1 pseudogene is annotated in these 1,391 nt (G+C 70.2%); it reads left to right on the top strand.

Annotation, left to right across the window (positions count from 1 at the left end):
* Positions 1-1,391 (top strand): annotated as a pseudogene (locus ON44_RS47215) (hypothetical protein); the annotation flags it as partial.

Below are 1,391 nucleotides of genomic sequence, written 5' to 3'. Positions count from 1 at the left end.
TGTGCTCGCGGCGGCCCGTCACCGCACCGCGCGCCGCGCGTTCGCCGAATCCGAACCGCTCTGGCGCGCCGTGCTGGACCTGCACACCCTGGCCGGTCACCCGGACGACGGCACCCATCGCGATACCGGCATCGCCATCCTGGAAGCCCGCTGCGCCCGCGTCGCCGCCCTCGCTTACGGCGGCAACGACGCTGCCGCCCGCCTGTTGCGCGCCCAGGCCCTCGACCTCGCCGAACACTTGGCAGGCCCCTCCGGCCCACCCCTGCGCGCCGCTGGGCCCGCAGCGGGGATGAGGCCACGAGCTTCCGCCGACTTGGCGCCGCCATTTGTCGGCATCGGGCAAGCACAAGGGCTCGAGATCGACGGCGCACAGAACATCGGTGCCGAAGGCGCGCAGAACCTTGGTGTCGTCGCTGGTGCACGGAACCTGGGTGCCGCCGGCGTGCCGACTCCTGGCGAAGCCGGACTCGGCGCGGTGAACCCATCGGGTCTCGATATCTCGAACACTCGGAGTTCCAGTGCCGCAGCGGATCCGGTCGCGTTCGCACTCGGGTGCTGGCGCGCACCACTGATCTGGGCGACGCGGGACAAGCGGTTGCCGGATGAGCGCATGATCGGTGCCTTGCGGTCGGCGCTGGATCGTCCGTTGGCGGTGGCGGACCGGGTGCGGTTGCTGGTGACGCTGGTGTTCGAGGTGGAGGGGGACGACGACCCGCTGGCTTTCGCGGCGTCGGCGGAGGCGGTGGCGCTGGCGCGGGAATTCGGTGATGCCGAATTGCTTTGTGCCGCAGTGAATGCTCGGGCGTTCCTGGCCTTGGGTCCGGATCTGTGGGCGGAGCGCGCTCCGCTGGCGGCCGAGTTGCTCGCGGTGTCCACGGCGGCGGGGCTGGTGGAGTTCCAGGCGGTCGCGCATTTCCTGGGTTGTCTGATCGCGTGCAGCGCCAATGATTTGGTGGCGGCACGCGCGGAGGCCGAACGGGGATTGGAGTGTGCGACCGGTGGGCAACTGCGCCAGATGCTGACCGTGCTGTCGACGTTCTCGGCGGTGCTGGCGGTCCTGCGCGGCGATCTGGCCGCCGCCGAGCGCATCTACGCCGAATGCAGTGCGGCGATGGTCGCCTCCGGCACCGCGAACGGCGCCGAACTCTTGATCGTGTCCGCCATGGTGCTGGGCTGGGCGCGCGGGGACCTGTCGGCGCTGGTGGAGCCGATGTCCATGGTGTACGCGGTCGCACCCGAGGCTATGGTGTTCCCATACGTGCTGGCGCTGTGGGATGCGGGTGAGATCGACCGGGCCCGTGCGGTTTTCGTCAAGGCCGCGCCGATCAAGCGTGACCACTACTGGTCGGTCATGGTGGTGTTCCGCGGGCGGGCCGCGATCCGGTTGAACG

The organism is Nocardia vinacea NBRC 16497 (assembly GCF_000308835.1).
In the GTDB taxonomy this organism is placed as follows: domain Bacteria; phylum Actinomycetota; class Actinomycetes; order Mycobacteriales; family Mycobacteriaceae; genus Nocardia; species Nocardia vinacea.
Note: the sequence above shows the minus strand (reverse complement) of the source record. Positions and strands in the feature narration are given on the sequence as shown.